Source organism: Ochrobactrum sp. 19YEA23, assembly GCF_029909865.1.
Classification (GTDB): Bacteria; Pseudomonadota; Alphaproteobacteria; order Rhizobiales; family Rhizobiaceae; genus Brucella; species Brucella gambitense.
In genome coordinates, this window is the sequence record NZ_JASAMQ010000003.1 from 314,339 (window position 1) to 333,948 (window position 19,610).

Below are 19,610 nucleotides of genomic sequence, written 5' to 3' on the forward strand. Positions count from 1 at the left end.
CACGGGGACGAGCGGCCTTTGGATAGTATAGAACGCGCCATCAGAAACGCATTTGCCAAAGCAGATGCCTATAACCCGGCGACCCGTCAGCGTATCTACGAATCTGCATGGGGTGCCCATGAACGCGCGCTCGCGGCCAACACCGCGCTGAACGATACCCAAAAAGAACAGCGCCGTCAGAAGCTGAAAGATGCCATCTCCGATATCGAGCAGGAGTTCTCTGCACCGCGCCAGAGCGAAGACAAGGTAGAGCCGTCGCTGGATGCGCCCCATCGCAATGATCCTGTCCTTGGCGGGACCGCAGCTCCAGGCAGCGCTCCGGCTCTTGATACGGGCGATATCCGGTCACGCTCCGCGAAGAAAAAGAGCGGTAGTGCTGACCTCGGCTATGAAGGCGGCGTATCGCGCAAGGATAAGCGCGGTAAGAAGAAGCGCCATTCGCCATTCTATAGCTATGGCATTCCGGCGCTGGTGCTGTTTGTCGCCGTCATGATTGGCTATTCGCTCTATAGCAGCTTCACGGATCTGAGCCGTGGCCCATCCAACAGCCCCTTGCTTGGTGAGGGAGGCGGAGCGCCACTGAAGGATGGTGAAGAACCGGGCGGAGCCAAGTGGATCACCATCTTCCAGCCGTCTGAGGCGACGCGCATGTCGGTGCAGGGCCGCGCCACGGCAGAAATCGTGCGCGATGGCCCAACCAGCTTTGCGCGCGTGAAATCCTCAGGTGAAGGCGATACGGTTACCTTTGATGTCGGCGAGGGTATTCTGGACCAGCTTGCTGGCAAGACAGCCACGTTCAACATCATTGCCAAAGCCGATGGCGGCAAGATAACCCAGATGTCGGTCAGCTGCGATTTCGCAGGTTTTGGCGATTGTGGACGCCGACGCTATGACGTGGGTGAATCGCGCAACGACTTTCTGTTCGATTTGAATTTCGCAGGCGGCAAGAAGGCGGGTCGCGCAGGCGTGATCACAATCAATTCCGATCTGACGGGATCGGGAAAGCCGGTTGATATTTACGAGATTCGCGTTTCGGCAAACGCACAATAATTGCTGTAAAACAAAAGGCTGCTGGCTTTTCTTCTTCTCTCTTCGAGTTGAGTTAGCTCAGCAGCTTTTCCAGCGTTTCGAGCCGGTCCGCTTCACGGGGCGGCTTGTCCCAGCGCAGGCGCGAGAAGCGCGGAAAACGCATGGCGACACCGGATTTATGACGGGTTGACCGGTTCAGTCCTTCGAAAGCCACTTCCACGACCAGCCCGTGATCGGGTTCTGCGCGGACCGAACGCACCGGACCGAAGCGCTCGATGGTGTTTTCGCGGACAAATTTATCCAGCAGCTTCAGCTCTTCGTCGGTGAAGCCGAAATAGGCCTTACCGACTGGCACCAGAACCGGCTCATCCTCCGGTCCTGTCCAGACCGCGAAGGTGAAATCGGAATAGTAGCTCGAACGCTTGCCATGGCCACGCTGCGCATAGACGACCACCGCATCGACGGTGAAAGGATCGCGCTTCCACTTGAACCACGGTCCCTTGGGGCGTCCGGGAAGATAGGCGCTATCATGCCGCTTCAGCATCACGCCTTCGATGACCGGGTGCGGAGGGTTGACACGCAAGGCGGCTAGTTCACTGAAATCGGCAAATGGCAGCACTGGCGACAGATCAAACCGGCGCGGGTTGAGTTGGCTGACGAAGGCCTCAAGTCGCCTGCGGCGCTCGGCAAAGGGCAGGGCGCGTAAATCCTCGCCGGATTGCTGGTTGCCCTCTTGCAGAAGATCATAGGCGCGGATGAAGGCCGGATAGTCGCGCAACTGTTTGGCGCTAACGGTCTTGCGGTTCAATCGCTGTTGCAGGTCCGAGAAAGTGGCGGTCTCGATGCCTGTTTCACCGTGATGACCGACGAGAAGTTCGCCGTCGATGGCGCCTTCAAAGTCCATTGCCTCCAGCACATCTGGAAAAGTGCCGGAAATGTCATCGCCGGTACGTGAGTAGAGCTTGCGGGTTCCGTCTTCCGAAACGGCTTGCACACGGATGCCGTCCCATTTCCATTCCGCGCTGAATGCGGTGGGGTCGAGCGAAGGTAGCTCCGCTTCATCCAGTGCAGTGGCCAGCATTACGGGGCGGAAAGGCGCATCGGCTGTCGCCGCGGGTTTAGGGGCAAGCCTTTCAAGCCAGGCGAAAAGAGCCGTATAGGGCGGTGACTGGCCATGCCAGAGTTCTTCAATCTCCGTCACGTCCACACCGCCGAAATCGGCGAGCGCCTGTTTTGCAAGCCGTGCTGAAACCCCGATGCGCAGGCCACCGGTTACAAGTTTCAGCAGGGCGTAGCGTTCGGATATGCCGAGAAGATCCAGCCAGCCTGCAACCAGCATCGGACCTTCGCGGCGCGAGGCATGTTGCAATTCATGCACCACCACGCCGAGCGACAGATTGGTGCCCGGCGAGGTCCCGCTGGGGCCGGGCCAGATCAGCGAAATGGTTTCGGCCAGATCGCCAACATAATCATAGGAATAGGCGAAAAGCGTCGGGTCCGTCCGCTCGGCGATCAGGGCGCGTAGCATGGCGGGTTTCACACTTTGCAGTTCCAGATCGCGCGTGATGGCGGCCAGCGCCAATCCACGGTCGGGGTCTGGTGTCGTTCGGAAATAATCAGCAAGCAGGCGCAGCTTGCCGTTACGCTGCGGTGTCAGAACCAGACGGTCGAGAAGTTCGGCGAAGGCACGCATCAATCGCCCTCATCTTCATAGCCGATAAGATGCAGCGGCTTTGCCGGGATGTTCTGCAATTCGCACCAGCGAACCAGAGCCTCCTCCCGCCCATGGGTGACCCAGACTTCTGCCGGTGCGATCTCTGCAATCGTCTCCGTCAGTTCGTCCCAGTCACAATGGTCGGAGATGATCAGTGGCAGTTCGATACCCTGTTGCTTGGCGCGTTGGCGGATGCGCATCCAGCCGGAGGCAAAAGCCGGAACCGGATCGGGAAACCGCCGCGCCCAGCGATCGGAAAAGGCGGTTGGCGGGCCGACAATAATGTTGCCCGCAAAATCAGGCTGTTTCTCGCCGCGCTCCAATGTTGCGGGTTCAAGCCGGCCGAGATCGATGCCGCGCATCTGGTAATAGTCGCACAATGTCTCGAGAGCGCCGTGAATGTAGATCGGCTCGCTATAGCCTGCATTGCGAATGAGCTTGATCACGCGTTGCGCTTTGCCGAGCGAGTAAGCGCCGACAAGATGCGCGCGCTCGGGAAAGAGGGTGAGTGATTTCAGAAGCTTTGCGATTTCATGCGATGCGTCTGGGTGGCGGAACACCGGCAGCGCGAATGTCGCTTCAGTGATGAAGACATCGCATTTAACGGGCTCGAATGGCACGCATGTCGGATCGGCAGCGCGCTTGTAGTCGCCCGATGCAACGATCCGCGTCGCATCTTTCTCAACGGCGATCTGTGCCGAACCGAGCACATGGCCAGCGCCGTGAAAACTGACGCGAACGCCATTGATCGTCAGCGCTTCACCCAACGCCATTGCCTGCATGGTCTCGGCAAAGCCCTCGCCATAGCGAAGCCGCATGATGTCGAGCGTTTCCTGCGTGGCCAGAACATGGGTGTGTCCTGCGCGGGCATGGTCTGAGTGGCCGTGGGTGATCAGCGCGCGCTCCACCGGACGCACCGGATCGATATAAAAATCGCCGGGCGGGCAATAAAGACCTTTCGGAGAAGAACATAAGAGCTGGTTGAAGCGCATAAAGCCAAGATAGGTCAGCAGCTTCGTGCTGAAAAGAGAAGCGCGGCGTCATTGCTGACAAAATGAGAACAAAAGTGAACAAACATCTTGGCGTGGTGCTGCGCGGCTATTAGATTGGGGGCGTGACAATGAATTTGAAACCCGCCGCCGCATCTGCCGCTTTTGCCCTGCCGGACCGTTTTGTCGAATGGTTCGGTTCCAAGGGCTGGTCGCCGCGCGCCCATCAGATGGAATTGCTGGCGCGTGCCGAAGAGGGGCAATCAACCTTGCTGATCGCTCCAACCGGTGCGGGCAAGACGCTTGCCGGGTTCTTGCCCGCGTTGGTGGATCTGGAACGAAATGGTCGTAAAAAGCCGGGCATGGCAAAGCGCGGCGTTCATACGCTTTATATCTCGCCGCTGAAGGCGCTCGCTGTCGATATTCATCGCAACCTGACAGTGCCGGTCGAGGAAATGGGGCTTGATATCACCATCGAGACCCGCACTGGCGATACGCCTGCACATAAGCGCCAGCGGCAGAAACTCGCACCGCCCGATATTCTGCTGACGACACCGGAACAGCTTGCCTTGCTGATTGCTTCCAAGGGGGCGGATCAGTTCTTCAAAGGGTTGCGCTATGTGGTGCTGGACGAATTGCATTCACTGGTGATTTCCAAGCGCGGTCATTTGCTGGCTTTGGGGCTGGCGCGGCTGCGCCGTCTGCAACCGCAAGTGCAGACCATTGGCCTGTCCGCGACTGTGGCTGAGCCGGACCAATTGCGCCGCTGGCTGGTGGAACAGGACGGCACTGGTCCCAAAGCTGGTCTCGTGACGGTGGATGGTGGCGCGAAGCCGGAAATATCCATTCTCGATTCCGAGGAAAGGGTGCCCTGGGCCGGTCATTCCGCACGCTATGCCATTGCAGATGTCTATGAGGCGATCCGGGCGCATCGGACCACGCTGCTTTTCGTGAATACGCGCAGTCAGGCGGAAATGCTGTTTCAGGAGCTGTGGCGGATCAATGAAGATACGCTGCCGATTGCCTTGCATCACGGCTCGCTCGATGCCAGCCAGCGCCGCAAGGTCGAGCAGGCCATGGCTGCCAATACGTTGCGGGCTGTTGTTGCCACCTCCACGCTCGATCTTGGTATCGACTGGGGAGATGTCGATCTGGTGATCCATGTCGGTGCGCCCAAGGGGGCGAGCCGTCTGGCGCAGCGTATCGGTCGCGCTAACCACCGCATGGACGAACCGAGTCGCGCCATTCTGGTGCCCGCTAACCGTTTCGAGGTGATGGAGTGTCGTGCCGCACTCGACGCCAATTATCTGGGCGCGCAGGATACGCCGCCGCTGATCGATGGCGCGCTTGATGTGCTGGCGCAGCACGTACTGGGCATGGCTTGCGCTGAACCATTCAATGCAGACCAGCTTTTTGCGGAAGTGCGCAGTGCTGCACCCTACATGAACCTTTCGCGCCAAAGCTTTGATCGTATTCTGGATTTTGTCGCAACGGGTGGTTATGCGCTCAAGACTTATGAGCGCTTTGCCAAAATCCGCAAGACGGTGGATGGGACGTGGCGGGTGTCCAATCCGCGGATCGCGCAGCAATATCGCCTGAACATCGGCACGATTGTTGAAGCGCCGGAGCTGAACGTCAGGCTCACACGAGGCGGTAAAAAGGCCAGCGCCTATGGCGGCCGGGTCCTTGGCCGGATCGAAGAGTATTTTCTGGAAACGATGACACCCGGCGATACTTTCCTTTTCGCCGGAAAGGTGTTGCGCTTCGAAGGCATTCGCGAAAACGAATGCATTACGACCAACGCCGCCGGACAGGATGCGAAGATACCTGTCTATGCGGGCGGTAAGTTCCCGCTTTCGACCTATCTCGCTTCGCAGGTGCGGGCCATGCTGGCTGACCGCACGCGCTGGCAGTTTTTGCCCGAGCAGGTGCGTGAATGGCTGGAAGTACAGGAATTCAAATCCGTGCTGCCGCGCACGGATGAATTGCTGATCGAGACTTTTCCGCGTGGCGGACGGTTCTACATGGTGGCCTATCCGTTTGAGGGCAGGCTTGCTCATCAAACATTAGGCATGTTGCTGACGCGCCGTCTGGAGCGTGTGGGCGCGCATCCTCTGGGCTTCGTCGCCACCGATTATTCGCTGGGCCTGTGGGGGCTGAAGGATATGGGCGCGATGATAGGCTCCGGCTCGCTTAATCTCACACGTCTGTTCGATGAGGACATGCTGGGCGACGATCTCGAAGCGTGGCTCGACGAAAGCTATCTTTTAAAGCGCACTTTCCGTAATTGCGCCGTGATTTCCGGCTTGATCGAGCGGCGTCATCCGGGATTGGAAAAGACCGGGCGGCAGGTGACCGTCTCCACCGATCTGATCTATGACGTCCTGCGCGGTCATGAACCGGACCATATCTTGTTGCAGGCAACGCGGGCGGATGCCGCGACAGGACTTCTCGATATCAAGCGCCTCGGCGACATGCTGGCGCGCGTGAAAGGACATCTCTTGCACAAGCCGCTTGAGCGTATTTCGCCACTGGCCCTGCCGGTGATGCTGGAAATCGGGCGCGAGCGTGTGGCAGGCGAGGGCGATGAAATGCTGCTAGAAGAAACGGCTGACGATCTCATCCGCGAGGCAATGGAATGAGAACGGCTGTCTGGAGCAATGGCGAAGCCTATAGTCTCGCGCATATGGACGTGCGCGGCATTGCTGCCGTTTGTGATCCGTCAGGTGCGCTTTTCCTGCCGGATCTGAATATGCTGGTCGTGTCTGATCTGCATATGGAAAAGGGTTCATCCTTCGCGCGGCGCGGGCAACTCATTCCGCCTTACGACACGGCGGCAACGCTCGACATGCTGGCTGCGGCGATCGCCCGTTACCAGCCAAAAACGATCATCAGCCTCGGCGACAGTTTTCATGATCCGAAAGCCAGCGAACGTCTGCCGTCGCTTTATGCCATTCGGCTGAAATCGCTGATGGAACACCGCGACTGGTTCTGGATCACGGGCAATCACGATCCTGAACGTCCGGTCGATCTGCCCGGCGATTGTGTGGAAGAGCTGGCGGTTGGACCGCTGGTGTTTCGGCACGAACCTTCGCGGAAGCTTGGGCAGGGTGAGATCGCGGGCCATCTGCATCCGGCTGCACGCATCGTGCGGCGCGGGCGCTCGGTGCGCCGCCCTTGTTTCGTCAGCGATGGCGAAAGGCTGATCATGCCCGCCTTTGGCGCCTATGCCGGCGCGCTCAATGTGCTGGATCGGGCCTTTCGCGGCCTTTTCGTGGATGAAACGCTACGCGCCTATATGCTTGGGCAAGGCAAGGTCTATCCAATCGCCCGTGGCGCGCTGCATGGCGGATGATTAGTCCTTCCGGAACAGGATACGTCCGAACCAGCCTGTGAAGACCGCAAGGAAAACCGCGAACAAACCATAGAGCAGGCTATATTGGTGGGCGGCGTTATAGACGCTCTGCTCCAGACCGGCCTTGACGATTTCGAGACCGGCATTGGCTTCCCGCAGAAACACACCGTTGCGAAACAGGAGCGCGCGCGCTTTGTGTCGCCCAACCGGAACATTGGCGGGCAGGTTGAGCGTTGCGCGAAACAAGGTGCGAGACACGAATTCCACACCGCCAATACGCTGGCTGTAGAGCCCCTGCCGGATTTTCATCTCGCGAAGCTCGGTACCGAATTTCGGAATGTTCCCTGAAAGGCTCGAAGGGTCTTCCGGGTTCAGATAGAAATTGCGGACGCCGACCGAAAGCTGGCGGTAAATCTTCTCATCCGCAATATCTTGCAGATTGCGCGTCGAGGCGAGCGAATAGGACAACGGAACGCCGAGAAAAGTCTCTGAATCAGCATTGATCCAGACGCCCAGATAACGCTCCTTCTTGCGCACCACCAGATTGCGCTCCGGCCCCTGCAAAACCACGATAATATCGTAGCGTCCCTGCCGCTGGATCATCGGGTCGGCATTGTCCAGCGCGCCGAAAATCGTCAGATCCGTGCCGCCGAAATTGGAGGTAATGGCGATGGTTTCGGTCGAAAGGCCAATATCGATGGTTTCTTCCGCAGGTGTCTGCAATTGAGGGACGGTGTTGCCGTCGCCGCTTGCGTTGACCTGCGCAAAAGCCGCGCCCGCGATCAGCGATAACGCCATTGCCGAAGTGAGAGCAGCGGTCCGCATCTCAAAAATCCGCTATCGTTATCGAGAACAGATTGTCCGGTCGCACGAACAGGCCAAAGGCGAGGCGCAGTGCAACGGCCAGCACCAGCAGGGCAAGCAAGAGCCGCAACTGCTCGCCGCGCAACTTTTGCCCGGCACGCGCACCATATTGCGCGCCGATAACGCCGCCCACCATCAACAGGAAAGCCAGCACAATATCGATGGACTGGTTGGTCGTCGCCTGCATGACAGTTGTGAAGGCCGTCACGAATGTGATCTGAAAGAGTGAGGTGCCCACGACCACATTGGTGGGCACATGCAGCAGATAGATCAGCGCTGGCACCATGATGAAGCCGCCGCCGACACCCATCACCGACGACAACAGGCCTATGAAAAAGCCGATGCCGAGAACCGGAATGATGCTGACATAGATGGTCGAGGCGCGGAACCGCATCTTGAATGGCAACTTGTGGATCCATGTGTGCTGGCCGGGCCGACGTACCGCGCCGCCCTTCTTGACCCGCCGCAAAGCGCGCAGGCTTTCCACCAGCATCAGCCCGCCGACGCTGCCGAGAAAAAACACATAGAGGATCGAAACAATCAGATCGAGCTGGCCCAGCTCACGCAGCCACGAGAAGACGAAAATACCAAGCAGCGATCCGACAATACCGCCTGCCACGAGAAACAGGCCGAGCTTGATATCCAGCGTTCGCCGTTTGAAGTGGACGAGCGCACCGGAAACGGACGAAGCGATAACCTGATTGGCGCCAGTCGCAACGGCGATGGCAGGTGGAATATTGTAGAAGATCAAGAGTGGCGTGATCAGAAAGCCGCCGCCAACACCAAACAATCCGGAAAGAAAGCCAACCGCAGCGCCCATGCTGAGCAGAACCAGCATGTTGACCGATAATTCTGCAATGGGAAGATAAATACCCAATTCCGAACCCGGCTCTGACGGACGCATACGCTCTACGGCCCGCTGCGGTCGCGCAATTCCGCGAGGCCTGTTCGCCTACCGTCTTGCGCTGCCAGGACCGTTAAGTCAAACGCCGATTGTCATTACGGTTACCTTGCGCCGGACGTGTTACTTTCCTGCAATGGTATGCCGCGTTTAGCGGCATTTTCTGAACTCTGTGCGACAAATCTTATGTGTTCTTCTGCAACAGCAGCTGAACCAGCTTCTGATCGACATTACCGGTCGGCTGCAGACCATTGGCCTTCTGGAACGAGGCAATGGCCGTGCGGGTCTTGCCGCCCATCACGCCGTCGGCGGTGCCGACATCATAGCCATTCTTCTGAAGGATGAGCTGGATGTTGCGAACTGCCTTCTTCATGTCGACCGAGCCGGTGGTGGTTGGCTTGGCTTCCGTCCATGCATCCGGCACGTCAATGGAATTGGTGGCTTCGTTCAGCGTCTTTGGCTTCCACGACTGGACGGTGGCCTTGGCCTTTTCCAGCTGTTCAGGCTTCAGCGCTTCGGCAATCTGGTCGCGCTTCTGGGCTGCGTCCTTGTCGCCAGCATTGGCGGCAAGCGCGAACCACTTATAGCTCTCTTCCAGATTAACCGGAATGCCAAGACCCTTGGCTGCGAGAATGCCGAGATTGAACTGGCTGTCCTTCACGCCGAGATCGGCAGCTTCGGTAAACCAGCGTGCAGCCGACGTATTGTCCGGCGCGCCATTTGCGCCGGTTGCAAACAGAACTGCAAGATTGTGCATCGCGCTTGCATTGCCCTGCTGCGCGGAGAGCTGGTACCAGGTCTTGGCCTTGTCCAGATCGCGGGGCATGCCGAGGCCTTTTTCATTGAAATTGCCAAGGCGATATTGTGCCGGGGCAAAGCCCTGACCGGCGGAAATGTCATACCACTGCGCGGCTTTGTTAAAGTCGGCAGTAACACCGCGACCTTCCATATAGCGATTGCCGATTTCGAACAGGGCGCGTGCATCACCCTTGGCGGCTGCTTCGCGCAAAGCTGCTGGACCTGCTTCTTCCGGAATGGCCGGAATAGCGACCTGAGCCGGTGCGGAAGGCGATGCAGCCTGTTCAGGGGCAGAGACTTCGACGGGCGTGGTCGGTGCGCTGGCGATTACCGTTTCAATGGTGGGCGACTGGTCCGATGCAGCAGGCGCTTCCGCCTTTTCCTGACGCGGCTCGGTAACTTGTGGTGTCTCGGTCTGGACCGGTGCTTCAGCCTGTACCGGAGCCTGCGCTACTGTTGGCGTTTCGACGGCAGGTGCTTCCGGCTGGGGAGCCAGATCGACGGTCGCATCGGTCGGCTCATCGCGGGTGAGGAAGGCGCTGCCGACTTGCAAACCTGCCATGGCGATCATGACTGCGCCAATCGCCATCAGGATCGGCTTGCGTTGACGCTGCATAATGTCGCCAACGGATCTCTTCTTCTTGCCTGCGCCCTTTGCGGAACCCTTCTGGAGATGCTCGGATTCAGCGGCGGCAAGCTGTGCGGCGCGGCGCGCGGCGGTGATGAAATCAACCTTGCCGTTGGCTGCCAGAGCGGCGTCGGCCGCATCTTCGCGCTGGCGGCGTTCTTCACGCACACGCTTCATGATGGAGTTGAGGTCGGGCATGTGATCGCCACCAAACCGGGCATCCGGTTCGTTTTCGACGATTGGCTCGACAGCGGCCATTTCGCTTTCGAAAGCCGGGGCATCGGTCTTGTCGAAGCTTTCGGCCTTGAGATCGTTGTCGGTATTGAGATCGTTCTTCTCGGCGCGACGTCCGCGCATTGCCTTGGCAAGGCCACCGAACAGCGACGACTTGCCAGAGGTTTCGCCAGTCGGTGCGGTCACGACGGCGCTTTCGCCCTGAATGGTTGCGAAGGCGGCTTCGGCAGCAGCCGTCGCAGGCGAGCGAGGGGTGTTCAGGCGTGGTGCATTGGTGTCCGGAGCAGCAAAGCGGGGTGCCGCTTCCTCGGCCAAAGCCATTGCCGGGCGCGTATCGTCTTCACGCTTGTCAAGGCTGCGATTGGCGAAGCTATCAGCATTTGCGCTCTGGCTGCCCATGTCCTGTTCGAGCCGGGACAGGCGATCCACGATCTTGACCAGCGTGTCGTGCACGGCTTCAAAGGTTTTGCTGTTGCGCTCGTCCGTGTTGCGGGCCAGCATTTCCAGCGACTTCATATCGTCGGCGAGCTGACGGGCAATGGCGGTGTCGCCCTGATTGCCGTGCTGGAGAACCCGAGCAACGGCGCTTTCTGCGGCTTCGCGGGCCGCATCCAGAACCGTTTCGCGGTTCGTCGTAATAGAGCGCTCGATGGAGTCGAGACGCGGCTTGATCTGGGCGAGTTCGGCAACCGGCTGGGCGAGATGGTGGGCGATATTGGCGATCTGGTCTTCCAGATTGCGGATCGCTTCGCTGTCGGCCAGATTCGGCATTTCATATTGCGGCGCTTGCAGCAATCCGAGCGAGATCTGCTGCGAAATATCGTCGAGACGACCTTCAAGCGTATGGATGGCGTCGCTGTCGATGGAGCGGCTGCCATATTGCGAGTCGAGACGTTCCGTCAGTTCTGCGAAGCGACGGTCAATGGTGTCGAGAACGGCAGGGTCAGGCTCGTGGCTGCGGCGTTCGGCATTTTCCAGCTTCTGGCCAATGGCTTCGAGGCGCGCCTCAACGCTGCGATAATCGGACTGGCTCAGATTTTCCGTAACCTTGGCAACCTGATTGGCCAGAAGGCTGATCTGATGCGCGAGCTGTTCGGCAATCCGGTCTGGCAGCGCCTGTCCGCTAGAGAGCACATCGATACGCTGCGAAAGTTCACTCAGCTTCTGGAACAAGACATCGGAGTTCTGGCGCGAAGCCGAACCGTCGATCTGGTCTGCAAGCTCGGCAAGACGCTTCTCGATGCGTTCCAGACGGCGCGCATCTTCCTGATCAGGGCGCTGTGCGCGGCTTGTTGCGATGATTGCGCGGCTGATTTCATCCAGTCGAGTATCGATCTGGTTCAGCATATCCTGTTCGAAAGACGCGGCGTTCTGCGGGTTCAGCGCATCTTCGATGGAATGCGTCAGACGACCGATCCGCTCTTCAATAGCGCTGAAAGCGTGGGACTGTGGCAGGGTGCCGATGGCTTCACGCATCTGCTCAAGACGAGATCCAATGGCGTTCAAGGCCGGATTGACGGCATCGTGACGCTTCTCAAACGCCTGCATCTGCTCATCAAAGCGGTCCCAACGGTTGTCGAGACGGCGCAGGGTTTCTTCACGGGCAAGCGTGTGAACAGTGCGGTTCAGTTCATCGAACTGACGGCGCAGAGCCTGCGCATTGGCCTCGCTGCTGCGCTCTGCGAGCAGGTGGACGCTTTCGCTGAGGCGATCGAAATCGTCGCTCATGCGCTGCGAAAAACCTTCTTCGCTGGCGGCGTGTTGCATGCGCGACATTTCGCGGCTGGCGTCGCTGATTTCGGTGCTTGATGCGAAACTTGGCTGCGCCTGTTCCTGGCGCTGGCTGTCACGGCGACGGCGCAGATTATCGGCGATCTCTGCGAGACCGGCTGCGGTTTCGTCCGTATAACGCGCGGCGGCAGGCTGATGAGCGGCAAAGGAAGGGGCGTTGGGATGCGGCGCTGCGGGTGCGTCCTGTTCCAGCTCCATCAGGCGGCGCTCAAGACCGGCAAGGGTGCGGTCGAGCTCCTGCATGGCTGCGGACGCGGGACGGCGCTCGCGATGCGCGTTCAAATCATCAATTCTGGAACGCGAACCGGAAGCTAGCTCTGGATTTGCCATGAGAAATTCACTTTTCCAAATGATAAGGGTCGCCGGACGCAAATTCAGGAACGCAGAACCGCAGAAACTTGCTGCACCTACATTTGTACAAACGTAGTAAACAAGTCGTTAATATGCGGGTTTTCAGCTTGTTTTTGAACGCAATTTGTCCGGTCTGATGGCCTGAGCAGGTGTGGTAGGCACCAAATTGCCCGGGTTCGGAAGTGACCGGGTCTGTCATGACAGTATGGACAACCAGAATCGGCGGGCTGGCCCGGTCATTTTGTGACCGAAGCTTTGCCCTGAGTCGGTTCTCAACGAGGTTCCATCGCGCTCCGGTGCGGTGGACGGGCGTTTCCGGGGGCGGAAACAGGGATACATATGAGTGAAACGGCCATTGAGCCTGTGACGATAGCGGAGCTCCTGACAGGGGGCAGCTTGAAGGTCAGAGAAGAAAACCAGCAACGCAGCCAATTGTTCAGAATTGGCGATCTGGCGCACGAATTCGGGCTTTCGTTGCGCGCGTTACGTTTCTACGAGGATAAGGGACTGTTGAGCCCAAGGCGGGCCGGGGTCACGCGTCTTTATGACCGTGAGGACCACACACGCCTGCGTCTCATTTTGTTCGGTCGCCAGATCGGCTTTACGCTCGCGGAGACGAAACAGCTTATCGATCTCTGGAAAGAAGGCGCAAGCGATCTGAGCCAGCTCGACGACTTGCGCGCGACGCTTTCCGGAAAACTGGGTGAACTTGAGAAGAAAAAGCTCGAAATCGATCGTTCGATAGAAGAGCTGAAAGCGCTTCTGAGAAGGCTGGTCGCGTCATCCACGTAAGTAAAGAATGACAAGCCGCCCTTTCGCGGGGGCGAAAAGGCGGCCTTTGTCTTTATGCGATGTCTTCGACCTGATCGAGATAATCGCCATAACCTGCGGCTTCCATATCTGCCTTCGGAACGAAGCGCAGGGAGGCGGAGTTGATGCAATAGCGCAGACCGCCGCGATCAACCGGGCCGTCCGGGAAGACGTGGCCGAGATGGCTGTCGCCATGGGCGGAACGCACTTCGGTGCGAACCATGCCGTGCGAAATATCATTCAGCTCGCTGACATTGGCGGGTTCAATCGGCTTGGTGAAGCTCGGCCAGCCGCAATGGGATTCGTATTTGTCGCTGGAAGCAAATAACGGCTCGCCCGAAACGATATCAACGTAAATGCCGGCTTCCTTATTATACAGATATTCGCCCGTTCCGGGGCGTTCCGTGCCGCTTTCCTGGGTAACGCGATACTGTTCCGGGGACAGCTTGGCGATGGCCTCCGGATTCTTGCTGTAGCTCATGGGTATACTCCCTGTCATTCGGCTTGAATCTAGGCTGTATGAGGTAACTATTCCAGAGGGCGGCACAGGAATTTGATGTGCTTCAGCTGTCCTGCGGGACCAGAGCGAATTCGGCAGTACGCGTGACTTCCTGCAGCACGAAAAGCGCATTTTCCAGCGATTGCCGGTCGATCTTTTCAAGAAGCTCGGCGCGAATGTGATGGGTCACATCCTGAAGTTCGCGAACCTGCTCCTGCCCTTCCGTGGTCAGCTCGATGCGCTTGGCGCGACGGTCGCCTTCCACAGGAACACGGCGGATAAGCTCCTGTTTTTCAAGTCCATCCAGCAGGCGAACAACTGAGGGATGCTCGATTTCCAATGCATCGGCCAGTTCGCGCTGGTTCCAGTCGCGGTCCTGCGCAAGCAACAGCATCACGCGCGCGCGTGACAGCGTTAGTCCAAGCGCGCGGACGCGGGAATCAAAAAGGTTGCGCATTTTTCGGGCCGCAGTGGATAGGCCCATGGTGAACGCAGCGTGCAGTTCCTGTTTTGGGTCGTACATTACTTAGCAATCTAAAATATGGGTGTGCTATACATATAGCAATCGCTCGCGTGATCGCAAGGGCGCGGCTGGTTCATTGCAGGTTTCGGTAAATCTGAAATGACAACGTTTGTACAATTTTGCTTTACGTACCTCAAAACGAAAGTTAAGCTCCCAATTGTGAGGCTTTGGGAGGAGTTCACGTGCGATCTGATTATCAGGATCAATGGCTGGGAGGCTTTGGCTGCAAGCGTGGCGTATCGAACGGTGCGCGCTTATGATTTCGGCCGCAAAAACCGATAAAACGGCGCTTCTTGAAGCCCGGTCCCTGTCGAAGTCTTTTGGCCCTGTGCAGGTGCTGAAGAATATCAATCTGCAGATTTACGGCGGCGAAGTTCACGCGATTATCGGCGAAAATGGCGCCGGAAAATCGACGTTGATGAAGCTTCTCGCAGGCAATGAACGCCCGACGGCGGGTGAAATCCACATTGACGGCAAGCCGATTGCCTTTGCCAATCCTGTTGAGGCGGAAGCACAGGGCATCGTTCTTGTGCATCAGGAAATATTGCTCGCGCCCGATCTGACGGTTGCGCAGAACATTTACCTCGGCCGAGAGCTGACGAACGGCATTACGGTCAATGACCGCACCATGCGCGAGGGTGCGCGCAAGGCAATCCGGGATCTCGGTGCCGATATCGATCCTGATGCGGTGGTCGGCAGCCTGTCGATAGCACAGCGCCAGCTGGTACAGATTGCGCGTGTTCTGCTGGTGCCGCACCGCGTGGTGATCTTCGACGAGCCGACAGCATCGCTGACGCCGGTTGAAACGGAAGCCTTGTTGAAGGTTATTCGTGATATACGCGCCAAGGGCGTTGCCATCCTCTACATTTCGCATCGTTTGCCGGAAGTGAAGGAAATTTCCGACCGGGTAACGGTGCTGCGTGACGGAACGCTCGTTGCCGCGCATCTGGCGTCGGAGCTTCAACCCGCTGATATGGCGCGGCTGATGGTCGGGCGCGATGTGGCGAAGCTTTATCCCGACCGTGCAACGCAGCATGACGGCGAAGCTGTTCTGGAAGTCAGCGGCTTTTCCGTGCCTGGCCATGTGAAGGAAGCGAGTTTCCGTCTTAATAGAGGCGAAATACTGGGTTTCGCGGGGCTGGTCGGTGCAGGGCGCACTGAGCTGATGGAAGGTGTCGTGGGTCTGCGTCCCGGTAAGGGCGATGTACGCCACAACGGTAGACCCACGCATTTCCGCGATGCCCATGACAGTCTGACGGCAGGCATCGCCTATCTGAGCGAAGACCGTAAGGGTAAGGGTCTGTTGCTGACCAAGGATCTGGGTATCAACCTGACGTTGGCCTCGCTGAAGAAATTTGTCAGCCGCTTCCAGATCGATCGCAACAAGGAGCGGGTGGCGCTGGACGATGCGATCCGCGAGTTCGACATTCGCACCGGGAGCAAGGATATTTTGGCCGGGCAATTGTCTGGCGGTAACCAGCAGAAGCTGCTTCTGGCCAAGATGATGATGCTTGATCCCTCCATCGTCATCATCGACGAGCCGACCCGCGGCATCGATGTCGGGACCAAGGAACAGATTTATCAGTTCATCGCCAATCTGGCGGATGAGGGCCGTTCGATCATTGTGGTGTCATCGGAAATGCCGGAACTGATCGGTATCTGCGACCGTATCGTCGTGATGCGCGAAGGGCGGATTGCCGGAGAGGTCACAGGCGAGCGGATGACGGAGCACAATATTGTGGTTCTGGCGACCGGCGTTGATGCGGCAGAAGCAGCCTGAGCGGCAATAAACAGAAAAAGACATGAGTGGGAATTCAATGACACAGGTTGCGACTGACAAGAGCCGGGCACCGAAAACGTCCAAGGACTGGGACCTGAGAGCCATCGCGCCGTTCATCGCGCTCGCTCTGCTGCTCGTTCTGGGAACAGTCGCCAATCCCAATTTCATCAGCATCGACAATTTGCTGAATGTCGCCACGCGCAGCGCGTTCATTGCCATCATCGCGCTTGGCGCGACCTATGTGATCTCGTCTGGAGGGCTTGATCTTTCCGTTGGCGCGATGGTCGCCTTTGTGGCCAGCATCATGATCCTGTTCATGAATAGCGGCGTCATTGCCGATCCGGTGTTGATGCTGATCGCCGCCGTCATGCTGGCGGTTGTGGTCGGCGCGGCCTGTGGTCTCCTGAACGGGCTGATCACGACGGTTGGCGGAATCGAACCCTTCATCGCAACGCTTGGTACGATGGGCATCTATCGCGGCCTCACGACGTGGTTGTCGCAAGGCGGCGCAATTACGCTCCGAAACCCGGAGATACAGTCGCTCTATCGCCCGGCCTATTTCGGTACGGTTCTGGGCGTTCCGGTGCCGGTGATCGCCATTTTCGTCACGGCGGCGATTGCTGCCTTTGTTCTCTATCGCACGCGTTATGGACGTCATGTGATTGCGGTCGGCTCCAGCGAGGATGTTGCCCGTTATTCCGGCATTTCGGTCAAGCGCGTGCGCACGATAGCCTATGTGGTTCAGGGGATTTGCGTGGCGGTTGCCGTGCTGCTTTACGTGCCGCGTCTGGGGTCTACATCGGCCACGACCGGCATCCTTTGGGAATTGCAGGCCATCACGGCTGTTGTGGTTGGCGGAACGGCGCTGCGCGGGGGGGTCGCCCGGGTTTGGGGGACGATCTGCGGCGCATTCATTCTGGAGATCGTCGGCAACATCATGCTGCTGTCGAACTTCGTCAGCGAATATCTGATCGGGGCCATTCAAGGCGCGATCATCATCATCGCCATGCTGGTGCAACGGTCACTGTCACGACGATGACATGCAGGAATTGGCGGGATTGCAGGGGCGATTCCGGCAAAAGGGGTATGTCTCCCGAAACCGGATACGGTGCTGGGAACAAGGCATGCGTCCATTGAAAGAGACAAGCCCCGTTTTTTGGGAGGAAAACATGCGAAGGAAATTTTTGGGCGTTGCTTTCGCCGCTTTGGCTGCAAGCGCCATGGCGTTTACCAGTGTCGCAAGTGCACAAGATAAGAAAGTCACCATCGGCGTTTCGATTCCGGCTGCCGACCACGGCTGGACAGCGGGCGTCGTCTATCACGCCGAGCGCGTCGCAAAGCTTTTGATGCAGGAGCATCCGGGCCTGAACGTTATCGTCAAGACCTCGCCGGATGCGGCCAATCAGGCCAATGCGCTGCAGGATCTGGCGGTACAGGGCCTCGATGCGCTGGTTGTGCTGCCGTCTGATCCAGATCCGCTGGTCAATGCGATCAAGGAAATCAAGGACAAGGGCACATTCGTTGCGCTGGTCGATCGTGCACCGAGCAGCAATGACAACTCGATCCGCGATCTTTATGTCGCTGGTAACAATCCGGCCCTTGGTCAGGTTGCAGGCGAATATATCAAGAAGACCACCCCGGATGCGCAGGTTGTCGTTATTCGCGGCATGCCGATCCCGATTGACCAGCAGCGTCAGGATGGTTTCGACAAGGGCATTGAAGGCTCCAACGTCAAGATTCTTGACCGTCAATACGGCAACTGGAACCGCGACGACGCTTTCCGCGTGATGCAGGACTTCCTGACCAAGTATCCCAAGATCGATGTGGTCTGGTGTCAGGATGACGACATGGCTGTCGGCGTACTCGAAGCCATCAAGCAGGCCAACCGCAGCGACATTCAGTACATCGTTGCCGGTGCCGGTTCCAAGGACATGATCAAGAAGGTCATGGACGGCGACAAGCTTGTGCCGGTCGACGTGCTCTATCCGCCAGCGATGGTGGGCACCGCCATGCAGCTCACGGCCGGTCATTTCTATGACCAGACCCCGGTCAGCGGCACTTACATCCTCGATGCAACGCTCGTCACGAAAGACAATGCCGAGCAGTTCTACTTCCCGGATTCGCCATTCTGATCCGTTGCATGCGCCCGCCATCCAGGTGGGCGCATTCTATTCTGGAGCCCGATTCGATCTGACTACATCAGATCGGCGCTCTAACTGTTTGTTTTGAAGCACATTTTACTCGACACCACTTCACACTTTCGGGATGTGCTTTTCTGGAGGAGTTTCGATGAAGACGATCAAGGGGCCGGGGATTTTCCTTGGGCAGTTCGCGGGCGATGCAGCGCCGTTCAACACATGGGACGGCATCACCAAATGGGCCGCCGAAAAAGGTTATCTCGGCGTACAGGTGCCCACCTGGGCCAGCCAGCTGATCGATCTTAGACAAGCTTCTCAATCCAAGGACTATTGCGACGAATTCGCTGGTGTGGCCAACGAAAACGGCGTGGTTGTCACCGAGCTTTCCACTCATCTGCAGGGCCAACTTGTTGCTGTTCATCCGGCCTATGATGAAGCCTTTGACGGCTTTGCCGTGCCGGAAGTGCGCGGCAATCCCAAGGCTCGACAGGCCTGGGCTGTCGAGCAGGTCAAGATGGCGATCAAGGCATCGCGCAATCTCGGCATTGGCGCACATGCGACCTTTTCCGGCGCACTCGCTTGGCCGTTTGTTTATCCCTGGCCACAGCGGCCTGCTGGTCTCGTGGAGACGGCGTTTGATGAACTCGCGCGTCGCTGGACGCCGATCCTCGACCATGCGGAGGAGCATGGCGTTGATATCTGCTACGAAATTCACCCGGGCGAAGACCTGCATGACGGCGTGACATTCGAGATGTTTCTGGAGCGTGTGAAGAACCATCCGCGTGCCAACATGCTCTACGATCCGTCGCATTATGTGCTGCAATGTCTCGATTATCTCGACAATATCGACATCTACAAAGACCGGATCAGGATGTTCCACGTCAAGGATGCGGAATTCAATCCGACCGGGCGGCAGGGCGTCTATGGCGGTTATCAGGGCTGGGTCAACCGCGCGGGTCGTTTCCGCTCGCTGGGCGATGGGCAGGTTGATTTCGGCGCTGTCTTCTCCAAAATGGCTGCGAACGATTTCGACGGTTGGGCCGTTGTTGAATGGGAATGCGCGCTGAAGCACCCGGAAGATGGCGCACGCGAAGGCGCAGAATTCGTAAAGGCGCATATCATACGCGTCACCGACAAGGCATTTGATGATTTTGCATCGGGCGGCACCGATGATGCTGCCAATCGCCGTATGCTGGGTCTTTGAGA

The 19,610-nt window shown here is 58.1% G+C and carries 15 protein-coding genes; 8 read left to right on the top strand and 7 right to left on the bottom strand.

Features of this window, described 5'->3' with window-relative positions; all coding sequences use genetic code 11:
• Positions 1 to 18: 18 nt before the first annotated feature.
• Positions 19 to 1,050, top strand: a complete 1,032-nt coding sequence (locus QBD01_RS10465; RefSeq protein ID WP_280992729.1) for a hypothetical protein — start codon at positions 19 to 21, stop codon at positions 1,048 to 1,050.
• A gap of 52 nt (positions 1,051 to 1,102) precedes the next feature.
• Here the strand turns inward: QBD01_RS10465 and QBD01_RS10470 are convergent, their stop codons facing one another.
• Positions 1,103 to 2,722: a cisplatin damage response ATP-dependent DNA ligase gene (locus QBD01_RS10470; RefSeq protein ID WP_280992730.1), complete on the bottom strand. Its 1,620-nt coding sequence runs from the start codon at positions 2,720 to 2,722 to the stop codon at positions 1,103 to 1,105.
• Complete coding sequence (locus QBD01_RS10475; RefSeq protein ID WP_280992731.1) at positions 2,722 to 3,735, bottom strand: ligase-associated DNA damage response exonuclease; 1,014 nt, start codon at positions 3,733 to 3,735, stop codon at positions 2,722 to 2,724. The genes QBD01_RS10470 and QBD01_RS10475 overlap by 1 nt, the downstream gene beginning before the upstream one ends.
• A gap of 122 nt (positions 3,736 to 3,857) precedes the next feature.
• Here QBD01_RS10475 and QBD01_RS10480 point away from each other — a divergent pair, with 122 nt between their 5' ends.
• Both QBD01_RS10480 and pdeM read left to right on the top strand, forming a co-directional pair.
• Positions 3,858 to 6,374: a ligase-associated DNA damage response DEXH box helicase gene (locus QBD01_RS10480; RefSeq protein WP_280992732.1), complete on the top strand. Its 2,517-nt coding sequence runs from the start codon at positions 3,858 to 3,860 to the stop codon at positions 6,372 to 6,374.
• The gene (gene pdeM, locus QBD01_RS10485) at positions 6,371 to 7,087 is read left to right on the top strand and encodes a ligase-associated DNA damage response endonuclease PdeM (RefSeq protein WP_280992733.1); all 717 of its coding nucleotides are present in this window, start codon (positions 6,371 to 6,373) and stop codon (positions 7,085 to 7,087) included. The genes QBD01_RS10480 and pdeM overlap by 4 nt, the downstream gene beginning before the upstream one ends.
• Here the strand turns inward: pdeM and QBD01_RS10490 are convergent, their stop codons facing one another.
• From QBD01_RS10490 to QBD01_RS10500, 3 genes are all read right to left on the bottom strand, one after another.
• A complete protein-coding gene (locus QBD01_RS10490; protein WP_280992734.1) occupies positions 7,088 to 7,912 on the bottom strand; it encodes a TIGR02186 family protein in 825 nt (274 codons plus the stop codon).
• A gap of 1 nt (position 7,913) precedes the next feature.
• A complete protein-coding gene (locus QBD01_RS10495; RefSeq protein ID WP_280992874.1) occupies positions 7,914 to 8,789 on the bottom strand; it encodes a sulfite exporter TauE/SafE family protein in 876 nt (291 codons plus the stop codon).
• A gap of 247 nt (positions 8,790 to 9,036) precedes the next feature.
• A complete protein-coding gene (locus tag QBD01_RS10500; protein ID WP_392391382.1) occupies positions 9,037 to 12,279 on the bottom strand; it encodes a peptidoglycan-binding protein in 3,243 nt (1,080 codons plus the stop codon).
• Positions 12,280 to 12,993: 714 nt separating this feature from the next.
• Here QBD01_RS10500 and QBD01_RS10505 point away from each other — a divergent pair.
• Positions 12,994 to 13,446 (top strand): MerR family transcriptional regulator, encoded by a 453-nt coding sequence (locus tag QBD01_RS10505; protein WP_280992736.1) that lies wholly within the window; start codon positions 12,994 to 12,996, stop codon positions 13,444 to 13,446.
• 52 nt (positions 13,447 to 13,498) lie between these two features.
• On the opposite strand, the gene msrB is transcribed toward QBD01_RS10505, so the two are convergent.
• On the bottom strand, positions 13,499 to 13,945 hold the full coding sequence (msrB, locus tag QBD01_RS10510; RefSeq protein WP_280992737.1) for a peptide-methionine (R)-S-oxide reductase MsrB: 447 nt from the start codon (positions 13,943 to 13,945) through the stop codon (positions 13,499 to 13,501).
• Positions 13,946 to 14,027: 82 nt separating this feature from the next.
• Positions 14,028 to 14,486 (bottom strand): MarR family winged helix-turn-helix transcriptional regulator, encoded by a 459-nt coding sequence (locus tag QBD01_RS10515; protein ID WP_078340316.1) that lies wholly within the window; start codon positions 14,484 to 14,486, stop codon positions 14,028 to 14,030.
• Positions 14,487 to 14,742: 256 nt separating this feature from the next.
• Here QBD01_RS10515 and QBD01_RS10520 point away from each other — a divergent pair, with 256 nt between their 5' ends.
• The 4 genes from QBD01_RS10520 (at position 14,743) to QBD01_RS10535 (ending at position 19,608) form a co-directional block, all read left to right on the top strand.
• Positions 14,743 to 16,266: a sugar ABC transporter ATP-binding protein gene (locus QBD01_RS10520; RefSeq protein WP_280992738.1), complete on the top strand. Its 1,524-nt coding sequence runs from the start codon at positions 14,743 to 14,745 to the stop codon at positions 16,264 to 16,266.
• Positions 16,267 to 16,303: 37 nt separating this feature from the next.
• Entirely contained in the window at positions 16,304 to 17,305 is a 1,002-nt protein-coding gene (locus tag QBD01_RS10525; RefSeq protein WP_280992875.1) for an ABC transporter permease, read from the top strand.
• 130 nt (positions 17,306 to 17,435) lie between these two features.
• Positions 17,436 to 18,398, top strand: a complete 963-nt coding sequence (locus tag QBD01_RS10530) for a substrate-binding domain-containing protein (protein WP_280992739.1) — start codon at positions 17,436 to 17,438, stop codon at positions 18,396 to 18,398.
• 157 nt (positions 18,399 to 18,555) lie between these two features.
• Entirely contained in the window at positions 18,556 to 19,608 is a 1,053-nt protein-coding gene (locus tag QBD01_RS10535; protein WP_280992740.1) for a sugar phosphate isomerase/epimerase, read from the top strand.
• Positions 19,609 to 19,610: the final 2 nt, after the last annotated feature.

Coding starts and splice junctions, on each gene's coding strand:
- QBD01_RS10470 (WP_280992730.1), bottom strand. CDS start 2,722: ATGCGTGCCTTCGCCGAACTTCTCGACCGTCTGGTTCTGACACCGCAG.
- QBD01_RS10475 (WP_280992731.1), bottom strand. CDS start 3,735: ATGCGCTTCAACCAGCTCTTATGTTCTTCTCCGAAAGGTCTTTATTGC.
- pdeM (WP_280992733.1), top strand. CDS start 6,371: ATGAGAACGGCTGTCTGGAGCAATGGCGAAGCCTATAGTCTCGCGCAT.
- QBD01_RS10490 (WP_280992734.1), bottom strand. CDS start 7,912: ATGCGGACCGCTGCTCTCACTTCGGCAATGGCGTTATCGCTGATCGCG.
- QBD01_RS10495 (WP_280992874.1), bottom strand. CDS start 8,789: ATGCTGGTTCTGCTCAGCATGGGCGCTGCGGTTGGCTTTCTTTCCGGA.
- QBD01_RS10500 (WP_392391382.1), bottom strand. CDS start 12,279: ATGCAACACGCCGCCAGCGAAGAAGGTTTTTCGCAGCGCATGAGCGAC.
- QBD01_RS10505 (WP_280992736.1), top strand. CDS start 12,994: ATGAGTGAAACGGCCATTGAGCCTGTGACGATAGCGGAGCTCCTGACA.
- msrB (WP_280992737.1), bottom strand. CDS start 13,945: ATGAGCTACAGCAAGAATCCGGAGGCCATCGCCAAGCTGTCCCCGGAA.
- QBD01_RS10515 (WP_078340316.1), bottom strand. CDS start 14,486: ATGTACGACCCAAAACAGGAACTGCACGCTGCGTTCACCATGGGCCTA.
- QBD01_RS10520 (WP_280992738.1), top strand. CDS start 14,743: ATGATTTCGGCCGCAAAAACCGATAAAACGGCGCTTCTTGAAGCCCGG.
- QBD01_RS10525 (WP_280992875.1), top strand. CDS start 16,304: ATGACACAGGTTGCGACTGACAAGAGCCGGGCACCGAAAACGTCCAAG.
- QBD01_RS10530 (WP_280992739.1), top strand. CDS start 17,436: ATGCGAAGGAAATTTTTGGGCGTTGCTTTCGCCGCTTTGGCTGCAAGC.
- QBD01_RS10535 (WP_280992740.1), top strand. CDS start 18,556: ATGAAGACGATCAAGGGGCCGGGGATTTTCCTTGGGCAGTTCGCGGGC.